This window comes from Paenibacillus rigui (genome assembly GCF_002234615.1).
GTDB classification, from domain to species: Bacteria; Bacillota; Bacilli; order Paenibacillales; family NBRC-103111; genus Paenibacillus_S; species Paenibacillus_S rigui.
Genome location: NZ_NMQW01000012.1, coordinates 33,663 through 59,318 on the forward strand (window position 1 = coordinate 33,663; position 25,656 = coordinate 59,318).

A 25,656-nucleotide genomic window follows, 5' to 3' on the forward strand; every position below is an offset into this window, starting at 1 on the left:
AAGCTGGATTGTGCTTTTTCCCAATTGCGTATAATTACATCCTCCGATGATTTAACATCGGGTTATTTCCTCAAGCCTTCCCGATATTCCAGCGGGGTAAAGCCGATTGACTTTTTGAAAAATCGAGTAAAGGAATGAGGGGTTTCATACCCTACACGAACACCCACTTCGGCTATCTTCATCTCGTCCTGCTTCAGCAATTCTTTAGCCTTCTCTATCCTAGCTTCATCTATGTACTCCGATAGATTGATTCCGGTTTCCTGCTTAAAAAGCCGCGACAAATAAGATGGATTGAAATGAATCACATTGGCCAAACGCACAAGCGACAAGTCCTCGCCAAGATGTTCATCAATGTATGAACGGACCTTTTCAATCGCCGCAGCCGCCCTGCTGCGTTCTCCGCTCAACCTAAGATCGAACAAAGACTCCGCAACCCTTTTCAAATAATCGAAGCTGTCCTGCCAAGACGCATGCAATTCTCTCTGCATGAGACCGGTTGCTTCTACCTTATCATGCAGCTCCCAACGGTTGATGTAGGATAATAGAAGCAGTGCTATTGTATAATAAAGTTCGAGGACAAACGGCCCCCCGCCTCTGCCCTCAACGAATGCCGTTTCGGTCAGCTCACGCAACAGATGAAGAAACCCCTCTCTGCTCCCCCCTTCAAGATGGATCGCCAGCGTCTCCTCTTTTTCCCTCAAGGATCGCGAAGGAATTGCAGTCTCGACCGATTCCATGTAGACCGTTTGTATCATCTGGGCACCGTCGCCCGCTCTCCTATGCTGTTGATTTCGGATCCGTTCATACGCCATGGAAAGCTGCTTCCATTCACAAGGCTCAGCACAGAGCGTAATGGCAAAAGTGATGCCCAGTGATTCCATACAAGCTTGCTGCAGAAGCTCAAATTGCCCTTCCAAATACCTAACCGTACGAACATAGGCTTCACCTGGGTCTATTCGCAAGCCGCTTCCCGGTTGGATAAGCCATACAAGGTCGCCATATCGGTCAATGATTCCAAGACTGTCGGTCCGCTCCGTAAGGAAGGTTTCAGCCAAAAATTTAACGGCCAGCGCAGCCTCCTGACTATCGGCAAATGAATGGCTCAGGTTCGTTCGCTGCAGGTCGCCAAGCACCACAAGTACGGGGAGGGAGGAATCGAGAGCAATGCCCAATTTGCGAAAATCGACTTCCAGCTCCTCCTCCGCTCTCGCCCCCTGAAGCAGGTACCTGAAATAATTGCCTTGGGCCAGCGTTTCGAGCGTGGTTAGCTTCTCTCTTGACTGCTTGATCAGATTATGGAACCTCAGACTGTTTTCCAATTCATTCATGGCATCGGTTACCGCTTTAATGATCTTTCCATATCCTTCGCTTTTCAGGAGATAGCTAACACCCGATGCTTGAATCGCCTGATAAATATAATCAAAGTCGTTGTATCCGGTCAAAAAAATAATTTTACAATGCGGCCAGTGACTCCGTATGTTATTCATGAGCTCCAGCCCATCCATGCCGGGCATCCGAATATCGGATAACACAATATCCACTCTCGTTCTATTCATCAAATCGAGTGCTTCTTCTCCGGCATAGGCTTTGTACAAATCAAGCCCTAGATTCAACTGCTTAAGTACCTCAAATAGCCCTTCCGTAATAATTTCTTCATCATCGACGATGAGCAATCGAATCATGAGCGTCACCCCCTTCAGAGGAAAAACAAATGACTACCTTCAATCCCCCGAGCTCGCTTCGGCTTACCCGTAAACCATATGCATCGCCAAACGTGAGCTTCACACGACGATGGATATTCACTAAACCTGTCGTCTCCGTATGATCATTACCGTTAGCCAAGGAATTTGAAATTTGCTCCAGCCCGTTGTCTGATAAGCTTTGACCATTATCTTCGACAATGATGCGGATTTCCCTCTCTTCCATTTCAAAGCGGATGACTATCAACCCGCTATGCTTCATTTGCTCCAAACTATGTTCGAATGCGTTCTCAATAATAGGCTGGATAATTAAACGGGGAACAGATACCTGCTCGGCTTCCTGCGGGAGTGCGTCGAATTGCACCCGAATGCGCCGAGAAAAGCGAAGCTCCTGAATCTCCGTGTACATTCTGGCATGGTGAATTTCTTGTTTCAGCGATACCTCGTCTGAAGCATTGCGGGTCACAAATTGGAAATATTCTCCCAGCTGAGTCGTGAACTGCTCGATTCGCTCGACGTCACTCATCTTCGCCATCGTATTCAGGATAAAAAAGCTATTATATAGAAAATGCGGATTAATTTGCGATTGGAGTTGTTTCAGCTCAGCACGCTGAGTCATAATTTTCTGTTTATAAACCTGATCTATCAGCGAACGAAGATTCGCAATCATTTGGTTAAATCGGCCGTATAAATAGCCGAACTCGTCCTTTGCTTCATGTGCGATAACAAACTGGAGATCTCCGCTCTCCATGCGCCGAAAGCTCTTCACAAGCGTTAACAGCGGTTTATGTATAAATTTGTAGGTAGAAAACGCATAAACAGCAATAATCACGATAGTGGCAAATATAAACAGCCATGCCCATGTATAAAACTTGTCCAACGGCTTCTTGATGATTTCTTCGGGGATAAATCGGATGATGGACATATTCAGATAATCGGAACTTGCAAACGCAGTGTAATAATGATTGCCTAACATCGTATAGGTTCCATTTTGAGTCAAGTTGGACTGGTTGATTTGTGAAATGAAAGCATTCGTATCTTCATTCAATTGCTTTTCAGAAACACTGACAAGGATGTCTCCGGTTTTCTTAGAGAACAGCAGCGTTCCACTGCCGGCGTAGGTATTAAGCTGACTTAGCGCCTCCCTCAGCTTCACGGTATCCAGCTCGATGACGATAATAAATAAGGGCTGTTCCCCTTTGGTGGCGCTCTGTTTGGCCGTGCTTAAGTATAAGCTGCCTTTCCACTCGATGACTTGGTTGTTCCTGATGTCAAATTTCGGGTGATTCTCGTAATAGGATAGCGGATCCAAATCCTGAGTCCGATTTGCGGATGAAATCGATTTTGAAATCGGAAAGACGTCAACGCTCACATTTTTGATGTACATACTGCTGTTTTGTATGGCATTAAGCCTTTTCCACAACGAATTGATTTTTTCCGTACGTTTGAATGCATCCATGGAATTCCAAGTTAATGTCAATTCATTGAGATCCTCGTCCTCCAGAATGCCGAACTGCTGTAATCTCATTCGCTCCAGCTCGTTCTCAAGATCGGTCAAATAGAAAGCAATCTGGGAGACAGCCGTTTTGGAGATATCTTCGCTTGCCGTCTGCACGATCCAATGATACAAATAGACGCCAAGCGAAACGATGGGCAGCATGATCAGCAAGAACGTAATGAGAAGTCGTAGGAAGATGGTATTTCTTAGAGAGAACGGTTGACGATTGAACAAGGGGAGGGAACCTCCAAACATTTTCTTTCATTATAACTCCGGCTGTCAACCCTTTACGCTTCCCAAAACAATCCCTTTGACAAAATATTTTTGCAAAAACGGGTACGCCAAAATAATCGGAAGCGAGCCCAGGAAAATTTGGGAGGATTTCAGTGTTCTATCGGATATCAGAGTCAAATTCAACGCCTCATCACGAGACATATTCGCCAAATTTTGCTGAATCACGATCGTCTGGATATAGCTTTGCAGCGGGTAATGGTTCGGGTCCCCCATCAGCAGCAGGCCGTCAAACCAACTGTTCCAATGCTCCACCATCGAAAACAAGGCAAGGGTTGCAAGTGCGGGCATGGATATCGGTACATAAATTTTCCATAGCGTTGTCCAGTGGCTTGCTCCATCAATAGTAGCGGCCTCCGCAAGCTCTTTGGGCACCTCGCGAAAAAAATTAAGCAGCAGTACGATACTGAATATAGGAACCGCACCTGGCAAAATCAGCGCCCAGATCGTGTCAAGCAGATGATACTGCTTAATTGTCGTGTACCAAGGGATCAAGCCGCCATGAAAAAGCATGGGAATAAAGAAGATCCATGCATAGACGTTTCGAGAACGAAACGAACCCGAGTCTTTGGCCAAAGGGTAGGCGACCAGTATAGTTAATAGCAGGTTTAGCGGCGTTCCCATCGCAACGCGTTCCAACGAAACCAGCATGGAATGCCAAAACGCTTCCCGGCTTGCCGTGTATGCGTAGGAAGCTAGAGTGAAATCAACCGGCCATAACTTCACATAGCCTGCCGCCGCCGCAGTGCTTGAGCTGAACGAAACGGCGATAATGTGGATTAACGGAAGGATACAGATGAAGGATACCAAGATAAGAAAGAACGTGTTTACAACGGAAAACCATTCGATTGGCTTACGGGATGCCCTGATCCCCTTATCCGAAACAAGCTTAGCTGATACATGTGACATTGGTTTCCCGCCCCCTAGAAAATTCTATAATTTGCAAATCGATAGGCAACAAAATACGAGCCGGATATGAGTATGAGCGATACAAGCGATTTGAAAAGTCCGACGGCAGTCGCCACGCCGTATTGGGCATCTAACAAACCGATCCGATACACAAACGTATCCAGAATATCGCCGCTTTGATAAACTTGAGGACTGTACAAATTGAATACTTGATCAAAGCCCGCATTGAGCAGCTGACCTAAGCTGAGAACAGATAAGAGAACGATAACCATACGCATGCCGGGAAGAGTGATATGCCATATTTTATCCCAGCGATTTGCGCCGTCAATTGTAGCAGATTCATAAAGCCCCGGATCAATGCCGGTAATAGCGGCTAAGTAAACGATGGTCCCGTAACCAAAGTTTTTCCATAAATCAGAAAATATTAAGGTGAACGGAAACCAATGATTGTCCCCCAGAAAAAATATTTTTTTCATGCCAAAAACGCCCAGCAATCCATTCACGATACCGGTGGACGGAGACAGGATATCGATCAAGATCCCGCTAAGAACGACCCATGAGAGAAAATAGGGCAAATAGATGGTCGTTTGGACGCTTCTTTTGATGACTTCATTCTTCAATTCATTGAGCAGAACAGCGCATACAATCGGTACGATCAGTCCGAGAATAAGCTTAAGACTTGAAATAAAGAGAGTATTCCAGAGAACCTGTTTAAAGCTCGGCAAGTTCCATACGTATCTAAAGTTGTCCAATCCAACCCACCGCTGATCTCCAAAAAGTCCCTTCGCAGGAATAAACTTTTGAAAAGCAATAATAATCCCCGTCATGGGGACATATGAGAATAAGACAATAAGCAGCAGTGCCGGCAATATCATCAGATGCAGGGGGAGCTCATTTAACCGTTTCCTTGTGATCATATCCATCCTCCGTCCTGTGAAATAAAATAAGCAGAGGAAGGAAGGTTCATCCCACCTCTGCCCGTTGCTACTTCTTCTTTGAGGCATACCAGTCATTTACTTCTTTTGTAATTTGTTCTCCGCCAAGCTTAGTCCAGTCTTGCACGAACTTATCGAATTCATCCACAGAAGCGCCCATAATGATTTTCGTATACGTCTCATTCTGCAGCTTTTCCAGAGTAGATTTGCGTTCCACCATGGTAGGAGTAGGCGCACCAACGAACTTATCCATGAGGAACTGGTTATTTTTATCGTACTGGTCAACAATTCCCTCGGAGCCTTCCGGACCGTAAATTCGTTCCCAGCCCCATAGTGCAAACCCTTCCTTGGACCCTGATTTATAAGCATCCAATTTCTCTTGAATCGTTTTGGGCTCCCCTTTCAGCGTCGAGAAGTCGCCCGCTTTACGGGCTGCATCAATGGCTCTAAACGCCTCCACGTTTTTCTTCAGCGGATACGGCGTCATTGGGGATAACTGCCATACACTTTCGGCTTCAGGCGGAGCATAATATTTGTCAAACTCCGCGGTCTTGCCAAAGTTTTTCTCCAGATGGAGATTGAACATTTTAATGACCGCTTCAGGATGCTTAGCTCCTTTTTTCACTGCAAAAAACTTGAGCGTACTGAACTTTAAAGGCACTTTAGGCGTCTCGCCGGTTTCCGAAACAATCGGAAATGCACGCCACTGCGCATTCGGATCATTGTTCCGGTTCAACTGAAGCGGCCAGATGGAGTTCCACTGCTCACCATATTCCATTCCAATCTTTCCGGCAGTGATCTGCTCGGAAACCTTGCCTCCGTCTTTAATACCGAATTCCTGATCCAGCTCTCCGTTCTTAAACATATTCTGCAGAGCTTGAAGCGCTTTCTTTACTTCAGGCTGAATACCGCCAAAAACCAATTTACCGGATGCGTCTGTCCCCCACATATTCGGATAGGCTTTATAGCCGGCCATAAACCCTTCCAGCCCCATGGCGCCTCCCCACAAAATTTTGGTCAAGCCAAGGCCGTATGTATCCTTTTTACCGTTGCCATCCGGATCTTTTTCTGCAAAAGCCTTTGAAATCGCTTGCACATCATCCATCGTCTTCGGAGGCTGCAATCCCAGCTTCTGCAGCCAATCCGTCCGAATCCATATAAACATGGCGCGCTCAATCGAGGATTCCACCTGTGGGATGGCCATCAGTTTGCCGTCAATGGTAGCGGCGTCGAACGGACTCGTTCCCTCCTGCAGCAAAGTCTCTTTGATTAACGGAGTAGCATATTTCTTATATAAAGCCGTCATATCTTCAATCTGGTCGGAGTCGGCCAATTGCTTCAATTGAGTCGCGTTCACGGCAATGACATCAGGCAAATCGCCGGAAGCCAGCGTTACATTCAATTTCTGCAAATATTGCTCTGAAGTATCGCTTCCTTTAACGACCCATTTATTTTTGATATTGATGCCCAGCTGGTCTTTGTATAAGCGGGTCCAGCGGTTATCTTCGAACGTTTCGCCCTTCAGCACACCCAGCACGTTGTTTTCTACAACGTCATTGAGATTCCGGATGAAAGACACCTCGATCGGCGGATCGTATTTCCCTAACGGATCATCATTTGTTCCTTTCGCCTCATTACCAGCTGTACTCCCCGACTCAACCTTAGAACCCTTGCCTTTCCCGATATCTGTTGAATCGTTCTGCCCGCTGCACGCCGTTAATAAAGCAGCAATCGATAGGATGGATACCAGTAATGTCTTTGATTTGTGTGTCTTCGCTTCCATGTCCTTCCCCCATTCATCGGATTTATTTAGGCCTCTGCACGATGACTGTATATGCATTTATTATAGGTTTGTACCAGCAGGCAAACAATGTACATCTCTTTACTTTGCTTACCCATCGTTGACACAATGAAAGCGCTATCCATTTTTCCTGCCATAAAAAAATACTCCACCGGCCGAATACAAAATTCGACAGATGAAGTATGTATCCCGAAACGTGGCTCAGGCCCTGCGCGAGCGGTATTCTGAAGGAGAGAACCCTGTATATTTCTTAAAGCATACGCTGAAATATTGAGGGTTGCTGAAGCCGATTTGGTAGGCGATCTCATACGCTTTGCAGTCGTCCTTGCTCATGAGCTGCAAAGCCTTTTCCATCCGGGTTTTCAGCAAGCACTCGGAAAATGTCGTGTTCCCGATCTTCTTGAACATCGCGCTCAAATAACCGGGGCTGACGTTCACGTAATTAGCCACGTCCTGCAGCGAGAGATCCTCCCGGCTGAAGTGGGTTTCCACATATTGATACGCTTTGCTCATCAATTGTTTTTGGTGACTGTCTCGTCTCGCGCATATTTCGGAGATAAGTTCGACGGTAAAATCCCGAACGGTTGTAAAAATTTGCTTGGACGTCGTCATCGTTTGCAGATTGGCGCAAAAGTGCGTAAAACCGCCGAAACGTTGTTCCATTTGCGGAGTCTGAATCCACTCCCAGAACTCCCGGTACAGAAGAAGCGCGATTTCGGTCCCCAAAATATGCACCTGCTGCAGAGGAACCCGTTTTCGCTTCAGCACATCTTGCTCCAGCTGATCAATGATCGATACGGCAGGCTCTTCCATCCCAAGCTTCACTTTGACGAGCAGATCCTTTTCCCAGCCCTGCGGGCTGACGGTTTCGGGTTCCGGCTGCAAATGGACCTCCTGCGCAATGAACACCTGATTCGTTCCGGTAATATGGCGGTATTCGAGCGCTGCATTGGCTTCCGCATAAGAATGCTGGAGGGAAAGCGGCCGCTCGTAAACCGGACCGATTCCTACCGTTATTGTCGTTTTCAAAAAAGTTTCCACGTTGGCCCGGAGCTTCTCCATGAGGGTATGGAGCTCGTGCGCCATGTGCACAGGCTCATCATCCGAACCAAATACAAGTACGATTTCCCCCCCGTCGTAATGAATGATGTAACATGGGTCCAGATGGCGGGTCATTTCCTCAATAATGTTACCGACGCAATACTTCAGCATTTCCTGGCCGAAGCGGTTCAACATATTGGGGGAACGGTAGTCGTCGATTTTGATGACGCTCGCGGCATAATGAGAAGCATGCAACCGGATCCCGAGAAATTCGGATTCCGTGGCCAGCTCCGTCTCCTCGAACCGCCCGGAAATCAGATGCTCCCAGAACAGCTGCCGCAGCAGCGGCATGCTGTCGATAATTTGCTTGCGGACGCTCTTCTCGCGGCGGTATTCGGCAGCTGCTCTGTTCACGGTATCGAGAAGGGCATCATTCTCAAAAGGCTTCAAGATATAGTCGAATACTTTCAGCTTTAACGCTTTTTTCGCAAATTCGAACTCCTCGTAGCTGGTCATCAGAATTACTTTCAGCTCCGGGAATTTTGCTATCAGCCGTTCCGTCAGCTCTAGTCCGTCCATGTGCGGCATCCGAATGTCGGTAACGACAAGATCGGGCTTCAGACTCTCCGCCAGCAGCAGGGCTTCCTTCCCGTTCCCGGCGCTCCCCGACAACTTGATCCCCTGGCTTTCCCAATCGATATTTCGGGTTAACCCTCTACGAATGATCACGTCGTCGTCGACGATCATCAGCTTGTACATGAGGTGTACTCCTTTCACACGGCCGCTTGTTTCAAAGCCTTGCGGATTTTGACCACAACAACGGTTCCCTGCCCCGACTCACTCTCATAAGACAAACCGCAGTCGTCTCCATAATGCATCTGCAGCCGCTTGTGCACGTTGCCGATTCCAAAACCGACTCTGGCCTGCCCCATATCGCACAAACTGGCTTTGATCTCATCGAGCTTGTCGGCATGCATCCCGACACCGTTATCTTCCACATACAAGTAAATGTCTTCCCCTGCGTCATAACCGGTAATGTGTATCCTGCCTTGTGCCTCGCTCTTCTTAATCCCATGATAGATGGCATTTTCCACTATGGGCTGCAGCGTCAGTTTGACGATCGGATAGTTCAGAAGGGACGGGTCAACATCGATCTCGTAATGAAAGACGTCTCCGTATCTCATTTTTTGGATAAACAAATAGGTCTGGACTTGTTCCAGTTCCTGAGCGATCGAAATGACTTCCTGGCCTTTGCTGATCGAAATCCGGAAGAATGTAGAGAGAGCGGTAATCATACTGCCGGCTTCCTTCGCTTCGCCCATATCGCATAGCTGTTTGATGGAAAACAAGGTGTTGTATAAAAAGTGCGGCTGAATTTGCGCCTGCAGGAGCGAAATCTCCATTTGCCGCTTCATCTCTTGTTCTTCTTGAACCTGACGGAGCAGCGCCCGAATTCGTTCGACCATATCTTTTAATCCATTGTTTAACACCGTCATTTCATACTGCGGCCATTTCTTTACGGTCACGATCAGGTGGCCTTCTTCAATTCGATTGACCTGTCTCGTCAAATGCTGGATCGGCTTGGAAATATACCTTGCCAGCAAAGCAGCAAATAAAATGGCGAACACAACGGCGCCAAGCGTGATCATCAGGCTTAAATATTTGATATTGTTCACTTTACTAAGCACTTCTTCTTCGGGAAATACCGCGGCGAGCTTCCAGCGATTCGTGCTGACGGTATCGTAGATGACGTCCATCTTCGCGCCTCTCTTGCTGCGCACATCCAATCTCCCATGATCGTCTGGCGTACCGAGCAATTGCTTCTGCAGCTGCTCGTCGTCCAGCTCATATTTGCCGCTGAACGGCTTAAAGCGCATAATGCCGTCGGGACTGACCAGCATCAAGTAACCGTTTTCACTAATTCTTGGAGAGTCGAGAATCTTTTTGAAAAAGTCCGGTTTAATGTTGACGATATAAACGCCGTCCGGATTCAAACCGTTGCTTCCGATCCATTCGTATAGGCTTGCTACCTGGGTGGAAGCATCTCCACTGTAAGGTAGGTCCCGCTCATGAAGATTTCTCCAAAATACAGTAGCAGACGACCCTGCAGGCCGGCTCATATAAGGTCCGGCGGGAAAATTCCGGATAGAAAAAAGGTGATCCGTCCTGGCTACGGAAATGGCGCCATTGTTGTACCATAGGACGACTGAATCGACCATATCATAGGAATAAAATTGATTGAGTGCCTGACTCCAGGCAATATAATCATAAGGGCCGGGGACAAACGTTGGGCTGTCGGACCGGTGCAGCGACTGCACCAAATCCGAATTGTTGTTGAAACTGTTATTAGACATGGCGACGACCGCCGACAACAACACATTGAGACGGTCGTCCATATAATTTTTGGTTTGGGATACAGTATCGTAAATATTGGCATAGGCATTCGCCTTCAATTGATCGGCCGACAGAATATAGGAGGCAATGCCGGTGGTGACTACGAAAAAGATCAATCCGGGAATGAGTCTCCATAGGATAATAAATTGGATAGAGCGCGTTCCTCTCATGCGGATCCCCCCACCGACATTGTACCACATTCTCAGCCTGGAAAAGAGTGTCGCTTCTTATTTTTTAAGCGCTTTATTGTAGTCCTGGTATGATTTCTCCATCGCCTTGGCCCAACCGTTCGCAAAATCCTCCACCGTCATGTTGCCCGTCAGCACCTTCTGGAGATTCGGCTCCAATTGCTGCGATACGATGCTGGCGTAGTCCGGCAAGTAAACGGGCACGCTGAGGATGGCCGTATCCTTATCCGCCAAAATCTTAGCGCCGTCCTGAATATGCTTCGCATTCTTCGCGTAGTCGCTGTTCATCGAATCCTGGTTCGTCGGCATCTGCCCGATGTTTTGGTTCCAATAGGTCTGAATGTCGCTTGAGGCTAGGAAACTCAAGAGCTTCCACGCTTCGTCGGGGTGCTTCGTCCCCTTCATTACGCTGTATCCGTTCGGGTTCGTCACCATGACCGCTTTGCCGGTGATAGCCGATTTAGGCAGAAGGACACCGGCAAATTTATCCCCGAGAGCCTTCAGATTGTCGTTATACGAGCCGAAATTGTGTTGAATAATCGCCGCCGTACCGCTGTTAAATTCCGCGACCATTTCCTTGTAGCCGTTGGCAACATCGCTCGCAGCGGTATTTTTCTTGTAAAGAGCCGCGAATTTTTTGACAAATTCGATATTTTTCGGATCATTCACGGTCGCTTTGCCATTCTTGTCGAAATATTCGGTAATGCCGGAGTAGGCATACATCGCCCTCGTTAACTGATCAATGCTGCCAGTACCTCCGCGCAAGCCGTAACCGAATTGGTTTTTGTTCGCATCCGTGAGCTTGTCTACATCCTTGAAGAAGTCGTCCCACGTCCCCGGCGGATTCAGCCCTGCATCCTTGATCTTATCGGTACGGTACCAGTACAAGTCCATAAAGAGCGTGTTAGGAAGCATGTACAGCTTCTTGTCCGGGCTGAGCGAGCGGATGAAATTGATGACCGAAGGAATCATTTTGTCCTTCTCGTCCCACTTGTCAAAATTGGAGTCTACAGGAAGCAAGGCACCCTTAGCCGCAAAATCGGACACAAAGTTGTTGGCGACGGCCGCCACGTCAGGCACATCGTTTGAAGCGATAGCGACGTCCATTTTTTGCTTCCACGATTGCTGCGGTACGCCGACATATTCCACGTGAATATTCGGGTATTTCTGTTCGAATTTTTTGAACATTTCTTGATAGAACGGGGTGCGGTTCGGACCAGCGTTGTCGTCCCAGAACGTAATTGTTACTTTGCCGTCCTTACTTGCAGCATCGCTGCCGTTTGCCGGCTTGCTCGCCGCAGCGTCTCCGCCCGACGTTCCCTGACCGGCCTGGCTTCCTCCGCCCGATCCGCAGCCTGCCAGAACCAGAGTGATGCCCGATGCGACTGCCAGAAGCTTCATCCATTTCATTCAAATTTCCCCGCTTTCTGGTTTTATATTTATGATGAATCCTGATTCAGGAATACATCCTTCTGTCTTCCGCATCAGAAAGTTTCAGTGCTTCACTACGTGAAAGCTCATAACTTTCTGATCGGCATTTCTTATTGGCGATAAAACCAACCGCTTAACGCGGTCGCTCATCTGTGAAAGGCCTCGATAAAGGTTTTCTCAACCTTTCACTGCACCTGCGGACATGCCTTGCACCATGTACTTTTGAACGAAGGCGAACAGGACGACTACCGGCAGCAGCGAAATGACGCTCCCGGCCGCCAATGCACCGTAAGCCATGTTATATTCTCCTTGCATATAGCGCAGCCCGATGGGCAGCGTGAAAAATTGCGGTTTATTGATCAGCATCAGCCCGAATAGAAACTCGTTCCACGCTCCGATGAACGTAAATACGGTGGTGGCGACGATGCCTGGCAGCAGAATGGGGAAAATCACCAGGAATACCGCTTTGAGCCGGCTGCAGCCGTCCACCATCGCCGCTTCCTCCAGCTGCTCCGGTATGTTCGTAACGAATCCGCTCATCAGAATGGAATTGAACGGAAGCTGAAACGTACTGTACGTAATGATTAAACTGAGTGGATTACTGATCATACCAAACGTCTTGAAAATCATGAAAAGCGGAATCAAAAGCATCGCTCCAGGTATGAACTGCGTGCAAAGCAGCAGGAGAAGGAATGCGCGTTTCCCGCGAAATTGAAAACGGCTCAACGCATAGCCGGTCAACACGGAAAGAACAAGGACAATAACAACCGTAGACAGCGAAACGAACAGGCTATTTTTAAAAAATATCGAGAACCCGACCGTATCCCAGGCTATTTTATAATTCTCGAAAGTGAACGGACTCGGCAAATATTGGATAGGCAGTCTGGTAATATCGACTTCGTGCTTCAGTGAAGTGATGATCGTCCAATAAAAGGGCAGCAGCGTAAACAGCATGGCGACCAGCAGCGGAACATACAAGGTGGCTGCGCGATCCAAACTTCTTTTGAGCATTTATTTGTCCTCCTTTCCGAATCCGCTTATTTTCAAATATCCGACAGCAAAGAGCATCAGGATTAAGAAGGCAACAACCGTGAGCGCCGAGCCGTACCCGAAATTTTGCGCGACGATAGCTTGATTGGCTACGTACATGGTCATCGTCATCGTATGATTGGCAGGGCCTCCGGCCGTCATGGCAAAAATCATATCGACATTATTGAACTCCCATACGGCCCGCAGCAGCGTAGACAAGATAATGGAGTTTTTCAGAAATGGCAAGGTAATATGGAGAAACCCTTTCCAACGGCCCCCGCCGTCGACTGTGCAAGATTCATACAGCTCCTGCGGAATGGTTTGCAGCGCGGCCAGCATCGTGATTGTAAAGAAGGGAATCCCTCTCCAGAGCTCTGCCGTGACGATGGAAAAGAAGACCCATTCCGTATCCCCGAGCCAGGCAATCGGTGATTGAATCAGATGAAGCCGCGTCAGGATGTCGTTCAGCAGACCGCTATGCTCGCTGTACAGCATGGACCACATGGTGGCGGTAAGAACGCCGGATATGGCCCACGGGATAATCGCGGCCGTACGAATCAGAGATCGAAACCGGAAAGCGCGGTTCAGTATAAGAGCGATCAGCAATCCGAACAGGAGCTGCAGGACAACCTCCAATATGACCCATTTCAAAGATATTTGCAGACTTTCCCAAAATAATGGATCAGCGGTAAAAATGTTCACAAAATTATCAAAGCCGGCAAATCCGTTGTAGAAAGGCTTACTGGGGTTATAGTTTTGCAAGCTGTAGTAGAAAACATTTAGCATTGGGTAGAACAAGAAAGAAACGATCAGCAGCACGGATGGCGCGATAAACAGGTAGGGCATCCATTTAATGCGTTTCTTTCTCGAAGGCTTTGCTCTTAGGAACTTCGGGGATTCTAATTCCATGGTTTTTGCCCCCATCGTGTATACCTCCACTCTATTGTAGTGGTTTCATTTTATATGTTGAAAGCGCTTAATTGAATGTAATAATCGCATCAAAGTGTTTAAAATTATCATCTGATCACAGAAAAATAGGATGGGTTCCATGCATCTGGCTATATTGATGTATTGCCGTACTGTAATTGACAGCTCGAATTATTGATAAAACCCTCATCCTGGGGGTTTTTAACTTTTCTCGACAAAATAACCCGCTTACAAATCCTAAGTAAATCCATTAAACTAGCAAATAAGAGAACATGCTCCACACTTAAAAGGAGGGGACTCTATTGAACCGAATCCGAATCACCTCAAAAGGAATTGAGAAGACGCTTCGGAAGTTTAATTATCTTCAAGCGGTTTCCGAGTACATATGGAACGGGTTTGATGCGCACGCGACGGCTGTAGAGGTTCAGCTTCAAAGGAACCCCTTAGGCGGAATCAACCAAATCACGATTGCAGATAACGGATATGGTATTGATCGCGAGGCGCTGGAGCGCAAATTTACTCCTTTTTACGAATCGGAGAAACAGCTCGATCCAGGCAAACGTGTTCGCATCACCTCAGCTATGCACGGAAAAAACGGTATCGGCCGTTTAACGTTCCACCGCTTCGCTTCCGACGCTTTGTGGAGAACTACGTATGAGGATGCGAGTTCCTACAAGACATACACGATTCATGTTCGTTCGGACCGCATGGATACTTATGAGGCGACAGAGGCTGTTCCGGCGAATGACGTTCAAGGCACAGGGACAACCGTAACCTTTCACAACATCATAAAAGAATTTGATTATGCAGAGTTCATAGCTTATTTATGCAGGGAATTCGGGTGGTTCCTTGAATTGAATTCGGACAAGGGCTTCGATCTAACAGTGGACGGAAGCCCGCTCGATTATTCCAGCCTGATTAGGGAAAAGGAACGGCTTGAATTTCTACATAAGCCAACCCAAACGGTATTTCATTTAAAATATATTCAGTGGAATGACCGCATCCATCATGAGCATTCCAAAATCTACTTCCTCGATTCTACGCTAACCGAGAAGCATAAGCAGCCAACCACCTTTAATAATAAAAGTGACTCCTTTTATCACAGCGTGTATATTCAGAGCTCGTATTTTGACCATTTTGATTTTGACACGGAGCCGGACAGCGAACAGCTGGAGTTCGGTTTCGGTGAAAACAAGCGAAGCGACGCGTATTTGTTCCTGCTCGATGAAGTAAGTGCATTGATTAAGCAAAAAAGGAAGCCGTATCTAAAGGCTTATACCGATGTCGTTATTCAGGATTTGGCTGAAGCCGATGCGTTCCCGCCCTTTTTGGAAATACCGGAGGATCGGCTCAAAAAGGAAGAGCTCGAAAGCGTGATTCGCGAGATGTATCAAGCGGCGCCGAAGGTATTCATCGATCTGAACCGGGAACAGAAAAAGATGGTCGTCCATCTCATTCACATGGCTCTCGGCTCCAACGATCGGAAGCAATTGTTGAATGTCCTTTAATCTCAGAAATGCTGAAGGAAAACATGAGGATGCACTTGATCGGACTCGACATCGGTACGACAGGCATCGGCAGTGTGCTTGTGGATGAAAACAGCGGGGAAAGCGTACAGTCGATGATCAAAAAAAGCGATGAAACAAAGCCGCAAAGTATGGGTCGGCTCCGGCAATGGCGTGAGACAAAATAAAGCTTGTGCCATAGACTGGCACAAGCTTTTATACTGCCTCTTGAGCTGACAAACAGTCCAAAATCTGACGCACGTTCGACTCCACACTGTTCGTATGCGTATGTATCGTGATGTCCGGATGCTTCGGCGGTTCATACACATCGCCAATGCCGGTAAATGCGGCAATGCCGCCTTGTCTCGCTTGGGCATACAAGCCTTTCACGTCTCGGCGCACACACTCCTCCAATGGACAATGCACATACACTTCGACGTACGATTCCAGCTGTGCTCGTGCATAGTCCCGCATTTCCAAATAAGGCGCAATCATAGAGAGGATCGTCGTCACGCCATTGCGGTTCAGCAGCTTGCTAATATAGACGGCACGGCGAATATTTTCCAGCCGGTCTTCTTTGCTGAACCCGAGCTCGCGTCCGACTTCGCGTCTAAGCTCATCGCCGTCCAAGCATTCGACCTTAACGCCTCTGTCCTGAAGCGCCGCCGTTAGAGCGAGTGCCGTTGTCGTTTTGCCGGAGCTTGGAAGTCCGGTTAACCAAATTGCCGTCCCGACCAAGGCGCTGTTCCCTCCTTTTATGTTATCACGGCGATCCGTTCGAGTGCCCGGTCTCCGTAAATAGGATCGAACGGTTGTCCTTCCATATGGATGTAGCCGATATAACAATCGCATTGCTTCATACGGCACGGACGTTTTTTAGCGATGCCTTCCAGCCCGTCTTTATACAGATTTCCGATCACCTGACGATCCTTATAGCAGCGCTTTACACGCCCGTCTCCTTGGACGTAAAACACCTTTTCCCCGGCGCGGCACGGCTTGCCCATACTGTCGTAATCCTTGGCATTCAACCCAAACAACGGGTCCACACGGGTCAAAAACGTGACATCCTCGGCAGAGTAGTAATCCGATTTATCCTTGAAGGCGTTCACCCACATATAGACATCCTCAGGTAATGCCTTCCTCATGAACTTAATGGAGCTGAATGCACTCTTGACACCGACACAGCCTACACTGAACGGGATTTTTTGTTCATAGAGCTTGCCGCACTGCTGTACAAAGCGCGCTTCCTCCGTCTGACCAGGGTGATACGTTACCCAGAATGCAGCTGTTGCCGGATTCAAGTCGGACGTCCACTCCAGCTTAGCGGACAAGTTCGTTTGGATAGCGACTTTATCCACGTGCGGCATATGAGACAGCTTCACCAAGGCCTCTCTATACCAACGATGCGTAAGCCCTTCCCCATAAGGGTTAAAAAACACGGACAGCTGATGTCCGCTGTGCTCCTGATTCCTTACCCAGTCGACAAATGTCTCTACCTGCAGCCGATCCTTAGCCAACGTCTCTTGGCTATCCGTATTTTTGCTAAAAGGACAATAAGGACAGTCGTAATTGCAGGAGCTTAAGCTGCCCCGAAAATAGATCGCTGCTTTCATGACAGCACACAGCTTTCCATGCGAGCCCGAATATCCGGGGAGATGAACCAATCCCCAATGGCGTCGGAGTACATAAACCCTTCTTCCGTCAGCCGCAGCACCTCATGCTCAATAACAGCAAGCTCGGTTTGAACAAGCAGATTCAACTCGGGATAATCGGCGAGAGCCGGCGTTGTGAACCGCTCCACATAACTATGGAGTGCCAAGCCTTCCGTATGAAGTAACGCTTTAAGGATAAAGCGCCGCTGCTGGTCATCCATGCTCAACACAATGCCGTACTCTGCATGGGTGTAGTCGGCTGCGGCCACGTAATCGGCAATGATGCTTGCTGTGGCTGAACGCCCTACGCTATAGCGCGAGGAATAATGAACTGACCTTGTATACGATCGCGCGCCGCAGCCGAGTCCTATCATCCCTTCCTCCTGACAGCCATAAGGAAGCAATGATTTCCCGGAGCCCGCTTCCGCCTTCGCAAATCGGCGCATAGAGTACTGGGTATATCCGCGTGCCAGCAAACGTTCCCGAGCAGCGCTGTAGAACGTGAGCCTCTGATCCTCGCCGCTCTGTCTGATGTGCTCCGGCTTTACAATTGTGTGCTCGCGCGTGTACAGCGGATATATAAACATTTCCTCCGGCTCGTAAGACAGCGCCTTATCCAGTGAATACAACCATGAAGCAAGGGTTTGACCGGGGAGGCCATAAATCAAATCCAGATTCAGGATCGGAAAGGGGTACCGTTTAAGCTGCTCCAGCGCTCTTTCGACCTCCTGCGGCTTTTGCGGACGATAAATGGCTTCCGCTTCCGACGCTATGAAGCTTTGAATCCCCATGCTGACCCGGTCCACCTGCCTGCTTTTTAAAATGGCTAGCCGTTCGGAGGTCACCGTCTCGGGAGAGGTCTCCACGGAGATGGAAGCTTGATCCGGGTCCATGCCGATCACATGTTGAGCGATATGAAACAACCGGTCAAGCTGGACAGGCTCGAGCAAAGTCGGCGTTCCGCCGCCGATTGCAAACCGGGCCACCGGCTTGTTCTGAATGAACGGGGCCCACTGTACAGCCTGCCTTTCCAACGCATCCACATATTCGGCATGAACATCGGCTCTCTTGTCGGGCAAGGTGAATAAATTGCAAAAACCGCAGCGAGCCCCGCAAAACGGGATATGCATATATAAAAAGAACGTATCCGCCAATTCCCCGCTCCACAGCTCGGATAGCGGCAGCTTTCTCTCCAATTGCCGATAGGACGTTTTATGCGGATAAGAGTACAGATAAGACCGGTAAGGCAATGATATTAGGTTATCCTTCCAGCTGCGCAGAGCCTCCGGATTCCGGATGATATCCAAGTCATTTGGGTAGACCTTAGGGCTCATCATGATCCCTCCTTTCACCTTACAAAATAAATTCGCGGTAAGGCACATTCCACACGACCTCATGCGCAAGCCTATGGCCGTTGTAGCCATCTTCGCCGTAGGCGGTGCCGTGATCAGAGAACGCCATACAAAATACGGGCCGCTCCCGTTCTCTGAATGCGTGAAACAATCGTCCAAGCTCCCCGTCCACATAACGGAGCGCCGCGCGCTGTGTCTCCACTGAGTCTTTCTTCGCCCCAGGGACAAAATAATGGTTCGGCCCATGAATCGCCGAAATATTCATAAACAGAAACAGACGCTCGGCCTGATCCGAGTTTTGCAGCAGCTTGATGGCATGGTTCACCTGATGCTCTGTCGAGCGTGGATTCGTAACCCCGAAGGTCATTCTCCAATAGCTTTCCTGGAAATAGCCGGGAAGCACTTTGGCCAGCGGTACCTTTTTCGTGAAAAAGATCACTCCGCCTATGCAGATCGTACGGTAGCCCTCGGCCTGCAGGCCGGATACGATATCTGTTGAATCGAATTGCCATGTATACGGGTGAGTCTTTAATCCCGTATTTTTCGAATGAAACAACCGAACATGCTCTGACTTATTGGTCGTAGCTGGGGTGGGCAAAAATCCGCCGAAAAAAGCATGATGCGCCGCATAGGTGAAGCTGCCCGGCGTGTGTCGCTTTTCCCAATGTCCGCCTCCGCACAAATTCGGGCAGTTCTCCTCCTCCAGGACGGCGGCGTCATAGCGCAATGTATCCAGCGTAATCATGAGAATGTCATGACTGCCTGCCATTTCATTCATGTTAAACATCAAGGTGTCCCCTTCCATTTAGATCGTCGAAGGGTGCGAAGCCATTTTCATTTCCCATTCATAAGGGTCATGTCCTTCATAATGGCTATGATATAGCAAATCCCCGAACGGATTGACATCCAATACATAGGGCCGATACGACCCGCTGCTGAGCAATACGTCAATACCTGCGACGGTAGAACGCGGAAAAACCGATAAAGTCCGTTCGGCGCATTGCCGCACGGCAGCTTGAAGCTCATCAGGCAGGCCTATCTCTGCCAAGGTCCTTCTGTCGCTATCCAGATGCAGATTCGTGATAGGTGTTCTGCTTACTCTTGCCAGACTGTGACAAGCCTTACCTGCCACGACAAGCTGCCGGATATCGAAAGTACGATCCCCATAAGACGCTTTCGGAATCCACTGCTCCACATGCGCGCCATGTCCCAACAGCCAATTGATGATTTGACGTAGGACTTGGCGTTCTTTGTAGATCGCCAGCTTCTTCACGTTATAAAATAACGGGGGCCTGGCGATATAATTTTCCACCCCAATGGTTGTCACGGCCGATTCCGCCCCCGTAGCGGGGTTGACTTGATAGGCAATGACGCCGCAAGCGCCGGAACCTGCGGCAAGCTTAATAAATAACCGGTATGTCCGCTCATGTCTCATCATATCCCGCAGGGTATCATAATCCGGAATAGCCTCCGGTGGCGCTAGTCTTCTAGGCACCGGAAGCCCGGCTGAAGATAAGAGCCGGTGCGTAACCCTTTTGTCGAACATAGCGGCGATGTCCTGAGGAGCATTCATCCAACGCGGCGTATCCCACAGCTGAACCGCCTCCCTGTCCAATCGGGACAACAGCCTGCAATAGCCGCGAAACCACTGGGAAGGATGATACAGCTTCCCCTTGATTTCCTGCAAGCCTTGGGCCATCCGAACTGAAATGGGCTGGACAATACTCTGGTCACACCTTACCCAACGATCGTCTATATGGGCTGCTTCGGCGTCAGGGGCGCCAAGCGCAATAAGCTCACGCTCCACTTCAAAATGCTCCCCCGGAGCGTCGAGCCGCAGCAAGGGCGGTTCATCCATTGCTCGTCCCAGGGTTTGTGTAATTGAAGTCAAGGATGCTTTTCCCTGCAGCACATCGATATAATCCAAAACAAGGGCTGGGGGCAGCCCCAGCCGTGCTCTTGCCGCTTGTAATCCGGTTGTTCTTCGATTCTCAGAATTGCCGATGAGTATCATCGATCTCATCGTTATTCCGTCAATGAAGGATAGCGGTAATCCTCGTCATCATCAGCATCCTGCTGATCGCTGATATCTACGTTGAGGCCTGACTGCTTCCAACGATTCATCATTTCATCCGACATGTAATGGTAGCTTAAATCAAGCAGCTCCAGCCTCTTGATCCTCTCACTGTTGATCAGCGCTTCGGCTCCCACATCCGATAACGTCCCCATCGAAAGATCCAACGTGTGAAGCTGATCAACAATCGGTGCATTGGCTACAGCCACAGCGATGTCATCTTGAATTTCACTGTCCTTGAGCCCCAGGTAGGTTAGCTGAGGGAATTTACCAGGCTCGATCAGCGGGAGGACATCGTCGAGGCTTCCATCGAATCCGTATTCTTCAACCCCTAGATAAAGCTCCAGCTTTTTCAGGCTTTTGAAGCTGCCATCGCTAATGCTGGCAATGACATTTTTTCCAAGGCCGCCGCAAATGATCGTCAGCTCCTCCAGCTTGTCATGATGGGCCGGTTCAAGACTGAGACCTGTGCTTCCCTTAATCGTGAAGGATGTAAGCTCGGGATAAGCAGATAAAATCGGTCCCAAATTGGATTGATTAATCCAAGAGACCTCACATTCTTCATAGGACATATCGCCAATAAACAAGCTGCGCAGCTTTGGAAAGCGGTCTTTCAGCCGAACCAGCGCTTCTACAATTTCACTGGAATCATTTTCGTAGGCGCCGCCCCAGTCACCGATAACGAGACTTTCAAGCTGCAAGCTCTCCTCCTTACCTGCTAGCTCCTCTATTAAATCTAGGATTTTGACTCCATTCTCGTACTGATCATAATCGACGGATAGTTTACACTCGGACATAAAATACCTCCTTAAAATGAATAATGACCTTCATTCATTATAAAAGCCACACACACCCGTTTCAAATGTTTTCCATTTCGTTCACATTCTCTACATAATTGCTTTTGCTTCTCAAATTTGTACTGCTTGGATTTCCCCTGTACTATCATCGCACTCACCTGTAAATGGATAGTTGTAATGCTTTGACCTTATTTACTCTATCTGACTATTCTATTCAAACGATTCAGAAATAGAAAAGGTCTATTAGACAAAAATAGAACATTCACTTACCATATATTATATAATTCATATAGGTTTAGTATGAATACTGTAGATCGTAGTTATAGGTCAAATTCAAACATGATTAACACATCAAAGGAGAGAAACCATGAAATGAAAAAAGTTAAGCTAGTCATTTTCCTGTCCCTGCTTCTTGTTGTCAGCGCATGCGGTTCACAGCCTTCTACAACAGCAATCTCGTCGAGCCAACCGGCTCCCGCCCAAGTCAGACCTGAGGATGTAACGATCAAATTATTAGCTTCAACCGTCAACAACAACGATGAAGTTGCTCCGATTTTAAAAACGGAATTGGATAAACTGGGTTATAAGCTCGAATTCAAAACGCCATCCGACACCAATGTCGGGAACAAAGAAGTGTTGGCTGGTAACTACGATGCCTTAATCGGCATGCATACTGCCGCCCTGAACACTTATAATGAAGCGCAAAAAACGAATTTGGTCGAGGCGTTTAAAACAACTTTCGCCCCGAATGGATTGTTCTCAAGAAAGTACAAATCCTTAGAGCAGCTGCCTGAGGGTGCTACGATCAGCATTCCAAGCGATGCCTCAAATGCCGGTCGTCCCCTATTTATTCTCCAAAGTAAAGGTCTCATCAAGTTAAAGCCGGGTACAGACCCGACAAAAACCTCTCCTTCGGATATTATTGAAAATCCGCATAAATACAAATTCAAATCTGTCGATACAGCAGTTCTACTAAGAGCATTGGATGATGTCGATGCCGGCTTCTTGTATCAAAGCTTGAGAATTCAGGGGGGATTCAAGCTTACCGATGCTTTAGGCCTCGAATCGGCCGACGCAAAAGATTATTACATCATTGCTCTTACCCGTCCCGAGCTAATCGGCTCCGCCAAGCTCAAAGCATTGCAGCAAGCTTATTTTAGTGCGGCAGTGAAGGATTTTTACGTTAAAAAGTACGATGCAGGAAGTATTTACTATTCATGGTAATCTTGAAAGGTGGTATTTATCCATGCCCAAGAAAGCAAAAAGACAGCTCATACTCGGTTGTGCATTGAGCAGCGGCAGCGAGAACTCGATATGGAAGCATCCCCGACATTGGTCGGATGCACCAATTAATATCCGATATTTTCAAGAATGCGCGCAAAAAGCCGAGGAAGGCAAGATGGATTTTATATTCGTTGGTGATACGTTGTTCGTTAACGAAAATTCGCCTCCTCCGCTAATCAACCGCCTAGAGCCGCTGACGCTGCTTACGGCCGTGGCAGGCGTTACAAAGCATATCGGACTTGTCGGCACTCTCTCCACTACATATAGCGAACCTTACAATGTAGCGCGGCTTTTTTCCTCACTCGATCATATTAGCAATGGCAGGGCCGGCTGGAATATCGTGACGACCGCGTTAGCCAATACCGCACTTAATTTTAGCAAAGAAGCCCATTTGGAGCATGACCAGCGTTATGAGGTTGCTGATGAGTTTGTTGAGGTTACCAAAGGATTATGGGACTCTTGGGAAGAAGGGGCTTTTATCCGGGACAAAGAAAAAGGCGTGTTTTTCGATCAGGAAAAGCTTCATGTACTGGACCATAGAGGTAAATATTTCTCTGTTAAAGGGCCGTTAAGCAGCGAACGTACGAAACAAGGCTATCCGGTACTTGTGCAGGCAGGCTCCTCCGACGCAGGGATCGATTTCGCTGCGAAGCACGCGGATATCGTGTTTACGCATCAAGGGAGTCTGGACAGTGCACAAGCCTTTTATCGAAAACTAAAAAGCAGAGTCCATGCTCACGGCAGAGAACCGGAGCACCTGCATATTCTTCCTGGCGTCAGCATTATTGTCAGCCGTACCGAGGAGGAAGCCCAGCGCAAGCTGGCGGAAATTGATGGACTCGTCAATGTGGATGAAGCCCTTAATACACTCGACCGTTATTTCAATAGTGTTGATCTAAAGACATTGTTTCCGTTGGATGAGCCGCTTCCGGACAAATGGACGGATTGGGGCTCAGACGGTTTCAAAAGTGCTGTAGAACAGTTGGATCGAATCGTGAAGGAGGAAAAGCTTACGCTTCGCCAATTGGCTATTCGAAACGCCACCCGTAAAGATAAAGGCACGTTTGTCGGTACACCGGAACAGATTGCTGATGAAATTCAAGAGTGGTTCGAGTCGGAAGCCGTCGATGGCTTTATCGTAAGCTCAGGCCCGATTGTACCGGAAGGCATCCATGATTTTGTTAATCTCGTCCTCCCCATTCTTCAAAGCAGAGGACTGTATCGAACGGAATATGAGGCGGATACGTTCCGCGAAAACATCGGCGTGCCTATTCCACCTAATCGGTATCGGAAACAAAGGGCATGAAGGAGGACATTCTAGCTCATGATTACCTTGAAGCACATACATAAAACATACACGACCGATGAAGGTGTGGTCCACGCGGTTCGGGATGTATCATTGGAGATAGAGAAAGGCGATATTTATGGCATTATCGGGTTTAGCGGAGCAGGAAAATCCTCATTGATGCGTACGATCAATTTGCTGGAAAGGCCTGACAGCGGGCATGTGTTTGTTGATGGCAAGGAACTAAGCCGCTTATCGAAAAAAGAGCTTCGGCGGGAAAGGCATTCGATCGGGATGGTGTTTCAACATTTTAATCTGCTCAATAACCGGACCGTTTATGGCAATGTAGCTTTAGCGCTTGAGCTGGCGGGCGTTCCGAAATCGCAACATAGGCAAAGAATCGAAGAATGCCTGGATATACTAGAGATTTCGGAAAAATCGAATGTCTATCCCGTGAAGTTAAGCGGGGGTCAGAAGCAGCGAGTTGCGATCGCCAGAGCTATTGCCAATCGGCCCAAAGTATTATTGTGCGACGAGCCGACCTCTTCCATCGATCCGCAAATGACTGAGAGCATCCTTCGTTATTTGAAGCAGATTAACCGGCAATTGGGCATTACCATTGTCATCGTTACGCATGAGATGGATGTTATTAATTCGATTTGCAATAAAGTCGCTGTGATGGAGAACGGTATTATCGTTGAAAATTTTATACTTAAGGATCCGGCATTCGTGCCGACGTCAAGAATCGCAAAATTCCTTTTGAAACGGGAAAATTTTTATTTCTCTGTGGAGGAGGAGAAGTATGCTTGAGGAAATAACGAAAGCGATGCCGGACTTTTGGATAGCTCTCGGAGAATCGTGGTACATGCTTCTCGTTGCTATTCCAATTACAATCGTTTTTGCCATTCCCCTTGGCACTATATTGTATTTCATCCGGCCGGGATCCCTCATTAAGGCTCCCAAAACTTACATCCTTTTGAACGCCATTGTCAACATCATTCGCTCCTTTCCCTTTATCGTTCTGCTCATTGCGGTCATTCCGATCACTCGGTTTATTGTAGGCACCGCTCTAGGGACTACAGCTGTCATTGTACCTTTAGTGATTGCGGCAACCCCCTACTTTTCTCGTTTTGTCGAGCAAACCTTGCTTGAGGTAAACAGAGGACTGCTTGAAGCTGCCGAGTCCATGGGTGCGAGCCGGTTACAGATCGTTTGGAAAGTGTTGTACGTAGAGGCTCGCTCTGGCATTGTTAACTCCGTGACGATTATATTGGTCAGTTTCTTGAATTATTCATCGGTAGCGGGGCTTGTCGGAGGCGGCGGCCTGGGAGACTTTGCTTTACTCTATGGTTATCAAAGATACCAACCTTATGTTATGGGATTTACGATCATTGTAATTATCATTTGCGTCCAGGTTTTTCAGTTCACAGGTAACTATTTGGTTCGCAAATTGGACAAAAGACTCTAGGAAATAGTCACAGCAATGGATAGATCCCGGCTGAGACTTATCTAAAACGAGCCCTGTTACAGCCCGGTACGGACATTCTTCAATGGATCCGTACG

General features: G+C 48.0%; 22 protein-coding genes. 6 read left to right on the top strand and 16 right to left on the bottom strand.

Annotated elements, in window-relative coordinates:
- Positions 1-62: 62 nt before the first annotated feature.
- From CF651_RS07740 to CF651_RS07785, 10 genes are all read right to left on the bottom strand, one after another.
- Positions 63-1,682 (bottom strand): response regulator transcription factor, encoded by a 1,620-nt coding sequence (locus CF651_RS07740; protein ID WP_094014282.1) that lies wholly within the window; start codon positions 1,680-1,682, stop codon positions 63-65.
- Positions 1,657-3,432 (bottom strand): sensor histidine kinase, encoded by a 1,776-nt coding sequence (locus CF651_RS07745; protein WP_245855766.1) that lies wholly within the window; start codon positions 3,430-3,432, stop codon positions 1,657-1,659. The genes CF651_RS07740 and CF651_RS07745 overlap by 26 nt, the downstream gene beginning before the upstream one ends.
- Before the next feature lie 45 nt (positions 3,433-3,477).
- Positions 3,478-4,398: a carbohydrate ABC transporter permease gene (locus CF651_RS07750; protein WP_094014284.1), complete on the bottom strand. Its 921-nt coding sequence runs from the start codon at positions 4,396-4,398 to the stop codon at positions 3,478-3,480.
- A 14-nt stretch (positions 4,399-4,412) separates the two neighbouring features.
- Positions 4,413-5,315, bottom strand: coding sequence for an ABC transporter permease (locus CF651_RS07755; protein WP_094014285.1), 903 nt, complete (start codon positions 5,313-5,315; stop codon positions 4,413-4,415).
- 67 nt (positions 5,316-5,382) lie between these two features.
- Positions 5,383-7,116, bottom strand: a complete 1,734-nt coding sequence (locus tag CF651_RS07760; RefSeq protein ID WP_094014286.1) for an extracellular solute-binding protein — start codon at positions 7,114-7,116, stop codon at positions 5,383-5,385.
- Between the two features lie 219 nt (positions 7,117-7,335).
- On the bottom strand, positions 7,336-8,934 hold the full coding sequence (locus CF651_RS07765) for a response regulator (RefSeq protein ID WP_094014287.1): 1,599 nt from the start codon (positions 8,932-8,934) through the stop codon (positions 7,336-7,338).
- Between the two features lie 14 nt (positions 8,935-8,948).
- Entirely contained in the window at positions 8,949-10,739 is a 1,791-nt protein-coding gene (locus CF651_RS07770) for a cache domain-containing sensor histidine kinase (RefSeq protein ID WP_179232727.1), read from the bottom strand.
- A 57-nt stretch (positions 10,740-10,796) separates the two neighbouring features.
- Complete coding sequence (locus tag CF651_RS07775) at positions 10,797-12,167, bottom strand: ABC transporter substrate-binding protein (RefSeq protein ID WP_094014289.1); 1,371 nt, start codon at positions 12,165-12,167, stop codon at positions 10,797-10,799.
- Between the two features lie 198 nt (positions 12,168-12,365).
- The gene (locus tag CF651_RS07780) at positions 12,366-13,199 is read right to left on the bottom strand and encodes a carbohydrate ABC transporter permease (RefSeq protein WP_094014290.1); all 834 of its coding nucleotides are present in this window, start codon (positions 13,197-13,199) and stop codon (positions 12,366-12,368) included.
- Positions 13,200-14,126, bottom strand: a complete 927-nt coding sequence (locus tag CF651_RS07785) for a carbohydrate ABC transporter permease (protein WP_094014477.1) — start codon at positions 14,124-14,126, stop codon at positions 13,200-13,202.
- Positions 14,127-14,446: 320 nt separating this feature from the next.
- Between CF651_RS07785 and CF651_RS07790 the strand changes: the two genes are divergently transcribed.
- A complete protein-coding gene (locus CF651_RS07790; RefSeq protein WP_094014291.1) occupies positions 14,447-15,652 on the top strand; it encodes an ATP-binding protein in 1,206 nt (401 codons plus the stop codon).
- A 29-nt stretch (positions 15,653-15,681) separates the two neighbouring features.
- Complete coding sequence (locus CF651_RS32205; protein ID WP_218827840.1) at positions 15,682-15,837, top strand: hypothetical protein; 156 nt, start codon at positions 15,682-15,684, stop codon at positions 15,835-15,837.
- 28 nt (positions 15,838-15,865) lie between these two features.
- On the opposite strand, the gene cysC is transcribed toward CF651_RS32205, so the two are convergent.
- From cysC to CF651_RS07820, 6 genes are read right to left on the bottom strand one after another with little or no spacing between them, the layout of a single operon-like run.
- Entirely contained in the window at positions 15,866-16,387 is a 522-nt protein-coding gene (gene cysC, locus CF651_RS07795) for an adenylyl-sulfate kinase (protein WP_094014292.1), read from the bottom strand.
- A gap of 17 nt (positions 16,388-16,404) precedes the next feature.
- Positions 16,405-17,262, bottom strand: coding sequence for an STM4011 family radical SAM protein (locus CF651_RS07800; protein WP_094014293.1), 858 nt, complete (start codon positions 17,260-17,262; stop codon positions 16,405-16,407).
- Positions 17,259-18,635 carry an STM4012 family radical SAM protein gene (locus tag CF651_RS07805; RefSeq protein ID WP_094014294.1) on the bottom strand — a complete coding sequence of 459 codons (1,377 nt, stop codon included), beginning with the start codon at positions 18,633-18,635 and terminating at the stop codon, positions 17,259-17,261. Before CF651_RS07805 ends, CF651_RS07800 begins: the two co-directional genes overlap by 4 nt.
- Positions 18,636-18,654: 19 nt before the next feature.
- Positions 18,655-19,440 (bottom strand): STM4013/SEN3800 family hydrolase, encoded by a 786-nt coding sequence (locus CF651_RS07810; RefSeq protein WP_094014295.1) that lies wholly within the window; start codon positions 19,438-19,440, stop codon positions 18,655-18,657.
- Positions 19,441-19,458: 18 nt separating this feature from the next.
- Entirely contained in the window at positions 19,459-20,676 is a 1,218-nt protein-coding gene (locus tag CF651_RS07815) for an STM4014 family protein (protein ID WP_094014296.1), read from the bottom strand.
- Positions 20,677-20,678: 2 nt separating this feature from the next.
- The gene (locus CF651_RS07820) at positions 20,679-21,524 is read right to left on the bottom strand and encodes an STM4015 family protein (protein WP_094014297.1); all 846 of its coding nucleotides are present in this window, start codon (positions 21,522-21,524) and stop codon (positions 20,679-20,681) included.
- A 372-nt stretch (positions 21,525-21,896) separates the two neighbouring features.
- On the opposite strand from CF651_RS07820, the gene CF651_RS07825 reads away from it, so the two are divergent.
- The 4 genes from CF651_RS07825 to CF651_RS07840 are packed head-to-tail and all read left to right on the top strand — an operon-like array spanning position 21,897 to position 25,561.
- The gene (locus tag CF651_RS07825; protein ID WP_179232729.1) at positions 21,897-22,748 is read left to right on the top strand and encodes a MetQ/NlpA family ABC transporter substrate-binding protein; all 852 of its coding nucleotides are present in this window, start codon (positions 21,897-21,899) and stop codon (positions 22,746-22,748) included.
- Positions 22,749-22,770: 22 nt separating this feature from the next.
- Complete coding sequence (locus tag CF651_RS07830) at positions 22,771-24,114, top strand: LLM class flavin-dependent oxidoreductase (protein ID WP_094014299.1); 1,344 nt, start codon at positions 22,771-22,773, stop codon at positions 24,112-24,114.
- Positions 24,115-24,132: 18 nt separating this feature from the next.
- The gene (locus CF651_RS07835) at positions 24,133-24,903 is read left to right on the top strand and encodes a methionine ABC transporter ATP-binding protein (RefSeq protein ID WP_094014300.1); all 771 of its coding nucleotides are present in this window, start codon (positions 24,133-24,135) and stop codon (positions 24,901-24,903) included.
- A complete protein-coding gene (locus CF651_RS07840; protein ID WP_094014301.1) occupies positions 24,896-25,561 on the top strand; it encodes a methionine ABC transporter permease in 666 nt (221 codons plus the stop codon). Before CF651_RS07835 ends, CF651_RS07840 begins: the two co-directional genes overlap by 8 nt.
- Positions 25,562-25,656: the final 95 nt, after the last annotated feature.